The organism is Streptomyces sp. FH025, assembly GCF_017427025.1.
In the GTDB taxonomy this organism is placed as follows: Bacteria; Actinomycetota; Actinomycetes; order Streptomycetales; family Streptomycetaceae; genus Kitasatospora.
In genome coordinates this window covers 1-4,712 of record NZ_JAFLNG010000610.1, presented here as the reverse complement: position 1 = coordinate 4,712, position 4,712 = coordinate 1, and the positions used below count along the sequence as shown (strand labels likewise).

Genomic DNA, 4,712 nt, shown 5'->3' with positions numbered 1-4,712 from the left:
GACCAAGGCCTACGCCGGGGCCGACGGCGAACTGCCGGTGCTCTCCGGGATCGACCTCTCCGTCCGGGCCGGCGAGATCGTCGCCCTGCTCGGCCGCTCCGGCTCCGGCAAGTCCACCCTGCTGCGCTGCCTGGCCGGCCTGCTGCCGCCCAGCTCCGGCACCGTCCGCTACCGCGGCACCCCGCTCACCGGTGCCAACCCCGGCACCGCCCTGGTCTTCCAGACCTTCGCCCTGCTGCCCTGGCTGACGGTCCGTCAGAACGTCGAACTCGGCCTGGAGGCCCGCGGGGTGCCGCCGCGCGAACGGGCCCGGGCCGCCGACCAGGCCATCGACCTGATCGGCCTGGCCGGCTTCGAATCCGCCTACCCCAAGGAGCTCTCCGGCGGGATGCGCCAACGCGTCGGCTTCGCCCGGGCGCTGGTCGTCGAACCGGACGTGCTGATGATGGACGAGCCGTTCTCCGCGCTCGACGTGCTCACCGCCGAGAACCTGCGCGGTGAGCTGATGGAGCTGTGGGAGTCCGGCCAGTTCCCCACCCGCGCCGTCGTCCTGGTCACCCACAACATCGAGGAGGCGGTGCTGATGGCCGACCGCATCGTGGTCCTCGGATCCCGCCCGTACGGCACCATCCGCGAGACCGTCGAGGTCGACCTGGAACGCCCGCGCGACCGCGACTCCGCCGCCTTCGACGAACTCGTCGACCGGGTCTACCGGATCATGACCGGTCGCCCCAAGGAAACCCGCCCGCCCGGCCGCTCCGACCCCGGCCGGCCCGACCGCCGCACCGTCGCCAACACCCCCCTGCCAGCCGCCAGCGTCGACGGCCTCTCCGGTCTCGCCGAGATGATCGCCCACCGCGGCGGCCGCTGCGACCTCGCCGGCCTCGCCGACGAACTCGGCCTCGACATCGACGACATGCTCCCTCAGCTCGACGCCCTCGACCTGCTCGGCTTCGCCGAGATCCACGGCGACGACCTGCTCCTCACCGAGGACGGCACCGCCTTCGCCGGCGCCGACGTCCAGGACTCCCGCGCCATCTTCGCGGGCGCGGCCGTCGAGGTCCCGCTGGTCCGGCTGATCGCCAACGGCCTCCGCGGCGAACCCGGCGCCACCGTCCGCGCCGGCTTCTTCCGCGACCTGCTCGCCCACCACTACACCAGCGAACAGGTCGACCGTCAGCTGGAGACGGCCACCGACTGGGGCCGCTACGCGGGCCTGTTCGGCTACGACGCGGCCCGCAAGGAGTACCGGCAGGAATACCGGCAGGAGGATCCCGAACCGGGGCGGTGATCCCTCACAATGCTGCGGTACCCGAACAACGCGACGGAACGTCATGACGGAGCATCACGACGGAACGTCACAACCGGACGGAGACCACCGTGAGTTTAGGCAGGCGCGGCTTCCTCGGATCCATCGGCGCCGCGGGCCTGGCCCCGTACGCGACACCCGACGCGGCACGGAAGCGCGAGGACGCCCACGGCCACGCGCGCTTCATGGAGGAGGCGATCGCCGAGGGCCGCAAGAAGCCGCGCTACCCCTTCGGGGCGGTGATCGTGAGCGGGGGCGACGTCGTGGCGCGGGGCGTCAACGACTCGGGCCACGACCCGGTGTACCACGGGGAGATCGTCGCCATCGACGACTACGTCCGACGCAACGGCAACCGCGGCTGGAGCGAGGCGACCCTGTACACCACTGCGGAACCCTGCCCGATGTGCATCAGCGCCTGCGCCTGGGCCGGCATCGAGCGGGTCGTGTGGGGGACGTCGATAGAGGGGCTGCGCCGCACCGGCCTGGACCAGATCGACCTCTCGGCGACGGAGGTGGCCGAGGCCGCCTCCTCCTTCTACTCCCCGCAGCTGCTCCTGGGCGGCGTGCTGGCCGGTGTCACCGATGCCATGTTCCGCGACGCCCAGGCCCTCCGCGAGGGGCGGGGATCGTCCTAGCCGGTCAGCCAGTTAGCCGGTTTAGCCGGTCAGCCGGTTTAGCCGGTCGCGGGGCGGCGGCGGACGGCACGGACGGCGCGGGCGAAGGGCTGCTCGGCGGTCGCGGCGGCCGGCGTCGCGCCGCCGTCGCCGTCACCGCCGCTCCGGCCCGGCAGGTCGTTCGCGATGAGGGCGGCCTCGGCCAGCAGGCCGCGCACCTCGGTGGCGCGGTAGAAGATCCGGGTGCCCTCCCGGCGGGCCACCACCAGGCCGGCGGCCCGCAGCTTCGCCAGGTGCTGCGACGTGGCCGCGACATGGGCGCCCAGCAGCTCCGCCAGCTCGCTGACCGGCAGTTCGCGGCGGCTCAGCGCCCAGAGCAGCCGGTAGCGCGTCGGGTCGGCCACCGCCTTCAGCACCGCGACCGCCCGTTCCGCCGCGTCGGTATCCCAGGCCTCTTCCTTCGCACCACCCATACAGGGATCGTACCGACGCGCGGCCGCCGAACCGGCTGCGGTGACGGCGGACAGAGGACGGACGACAGATGTCAGATGTCAGATGTCAGCGAACAGATAACAGATAACAGCTAACGGATAACAGATTTTGAAATCTGTTATCCGTCACGAACGAGTGCCGTCCAGGTACGCCAGCACCGCCAGGACACGGCGGTTGTCGTCGTCCGAGGCGCCCAGCCCGAGCTTGGCGAAGATGCTCGACGTGTGCTTGCTGACCGCGCCCTCGCTGAAGTGCAGCCGCCCGGCGATCGCGGCGTTGGAGCGCCCCTCGGCCATCATCGCGAGGACGTCGCGTTCCCTCGGCGTGAGCAGGGCGAGCGGCTGGTCGTAGGCGTTGCGGGCGAGCAGGCGGGAGATGACCTGCGGGTCCATGACGGTGCCGCCAGCAGCGACGGTGTGGACGGCGTCGACGAACTGGTCCGCCTTGGAGACGCGGTCCTTGAGCAGGTAGCCGACGCCCCCGGTCCCGTCGGCGATCAACTCCCGGGCATAGAGCTGCTCGACGTGCTGGGAGAGGACCAGGACGGGCAGCCCGGGCCGCTCCCGGCGGGCCGCGAGCGCCACCTGGAGGCCCTCGTCGCTGTAGGTCGGGGGCAGCCGGACGTCCACCACGGCGATGTCGGGGCGGTGTTCGGCGAGCGCGGCGGCCAGTTCGGGACCGCTCTCCACCGCGGCGACGATCTCGTGCCCGTGGGCGCTCAGCAACAGGGACAGCCCGTCCCTCAGCAGGACGAGGTCCTCGGCGAGGACAACACGCACGGTAGCTCCATGATCAGCCTGGTCGGACCCCCCGGGGGGCTGCTCAGCGTGAGCGTACCGTCGAACGCGGCCAGCCTGCGCTGGATGCCCCGCAGGCCGCTGCCCCGGCCGGGGTCGGCACCGCCGCCTCCGTCGTCGGTCACCTCGGCCCGCAACAGTCCGGCGGCGTGGGTGAGTTCCACCGTCGCGTGCCGGGCCTCGCCGTGCTTCACGGCGTTGGTGAGCGCCTCGCTGACGGCGAAGTAGACCGCGGATTCCACCGGCGTCTCCGCCCGGCCGGGCAGTTCGGTCCGCACGTCGACCTTCAACGGGACGTCCAGCGCCAGCGCCCGCACCCCCTCCGCGAGGCCGCGCTCGGCGAGCACCGGTGGGTGGATGCCGCGCACCAGGTCGCGCAGTTCCTGCAAGGCCACGGTGACGTTCTCCTGGGCGTCCGTCACCACCCGCTTGGCCTGCTCCGGGTCGCGGTCGATGAGCGCCGCGACCGCGCCCAGCCGCAGGCTCACCGCGACCAGCCGGGCCTGGGCGCCGTCGTGCAGGTCCCGTTCGATCCGGCGCAGTTCGGCGGCCTGCGCCTCGGTGGCGTCCAGCCTGATCTCGGTGAGCTGCTCGACCCGCCGGGCCAGCCGGGCACGCTCGGTCGGGCCGAGCAGGACGCGGGTCCACCGGCCGTGCAGGCGCAGCGCGGGCCGGGCGAGGGCGAGGCCGCCCGCCATCAGGGCCAGGCCGGGCAGTGGGCCGAGGGCGCCGTCCAGCGGGAGCAGGTCGTAGCCGGGGCCGGGCGTCGGCAGCAGGGGCTGCGCGAGCCCGTACAGGCCGTAGCCGGTCAGCAGCAGGGGCGCGGCGGCGACGCCTGCGCCGACCAGCGGGTCGGTGACGGCCCACAGGGTGTCGCGCCAGGTGGCCGGGTCGTTCCAGAACCAGCGGATGGTGCGGGCCATGCCGGCGAACCGGCGGTTCTTGTGGTAGTCGTGGCCGGTCCAGAACCAGCCGTGCAGGGTGCGCTCCAGTTCGGGGCGCGGCCGGTAGGGCGACGGTACGGGCACCTGCGACCAGTGCCCGGCCCTCCGCCTGGCGGCCTCGGCCGCGGACCGGACCAGCCGGACGGCCAGCAGGGCGAGCGGGAACAGTCCGAGGCCGCACCAGAGCACGACGGCGAGCAGCACGATCACGCCCAGCGCCACTCCGACCGGCATCAGCAGGGTCAGGACGGCGAGGCGCCCGAGCGCCTGGGCGGCCGGGCGCAGCACTCGGACGCCGGGGAACTGCGGGCTGCTCACGGGGCCTCCGGTCGGGCATCGGTACGGGTCATGCACGCACAGGCCGTGCATGTACAGGTCGTGCATGTACAGGTCGTGCATGTACGGGTCGCGCGCCTGCGGGCCGTACATGATGGCAGTCGGCCCGCCCCGCCGGCGGAACGGGGCAGGCCACACCAGGTCAACTGGCGCTGTTCAGTGGGCCGTTGACCGTTCGGAGGGCGGCGCCTGAGCGGCCGGCACCACCTCCGGGTCCGGA

The 4,712-nt window shown here is 73.0% G+C and carries 5 protein-coding genes; 2 read left to right on the top strand and 3 right to left on the bottom strand.

Features of this window, described 5'->3' with window-relative positions; genetic code table 11:
• Both J0670_RS30500 and J0670_RS30495 read left to right on the top strand, forming a co-directional pair.
• The coding region (locus J0670_RS30500; RefSeq protein WP_207814985.1) for a nitrate/sulfonate/bicarbonate ABC transporter ATP-binding protein at positions 1-1,291 on the top strand (1,291 nt) is incomplete at its 5' end.
• An 89-nt stretch (positions 1,292-1,380) separates the two neighbouring features.
• Positions 1,381-1,944, top strand: coding sequence for a nucleoside deaminase (locus J0670_RS30495; RefSeq protein WP_307806765.1), 564 nt, complete (start codon positions 1,381-1,383; stop codon positions 1,942-1,944).
• A gap of 38 nt (positions 1,945-1,982) precedes the next feature.
• On the opposite strand, the gene J0670_RS30490 is transcribed toward J0670_RS30495, so the two are convergent.
• The 3 genes from J0670_RS30490 to J0670_RS30480 all read right to left on the bottom strand — a co-directional run bounded on the left by J0670_RS30490 (position 1,983) and on the right by J0670_RS30480 (position 4,585).
• Positions 1,983-2,396, bottom strand: a complete 414-nt coding sequence (locus J0670_RS30490) for a metalloregulator ArsR/SmtB family transcription factor (protein WP_207814982.1) — start codon at positions 2,394-2,396, stop codon at positions 1,983-1,985.
• Between the two features lie 144 nt (positions 2,397-2,540).
• On the bottom strand, positions 2,541-3,194 hold the full coding sequence (locus J0670_RS30485) for a response regulator transcription factor (protein WP_207814981.1): 654 nt from the start codon (positions 3,192-3,194) through the stop codon (positions 2,541-2,543).
• The gene (locus tag J0670_RS30480) at positions 3,158-4,585 is read right to left on the bottom strand and encodes a histidine kinase (RefSeq protein WP_243437744.1); all 1,428 of its coding nucleotides are present in this window, start codon (positions 4,583-4,585) and stop codon (positions 3,158-3,160) included. Before J0670_RS30480 ends, J0670_RS30485 begins: the two co-directional genes overlap by 37 nt.
• Between the last annotated feature and the right edge of the window lie 127 nt (positions 4,586-4,712).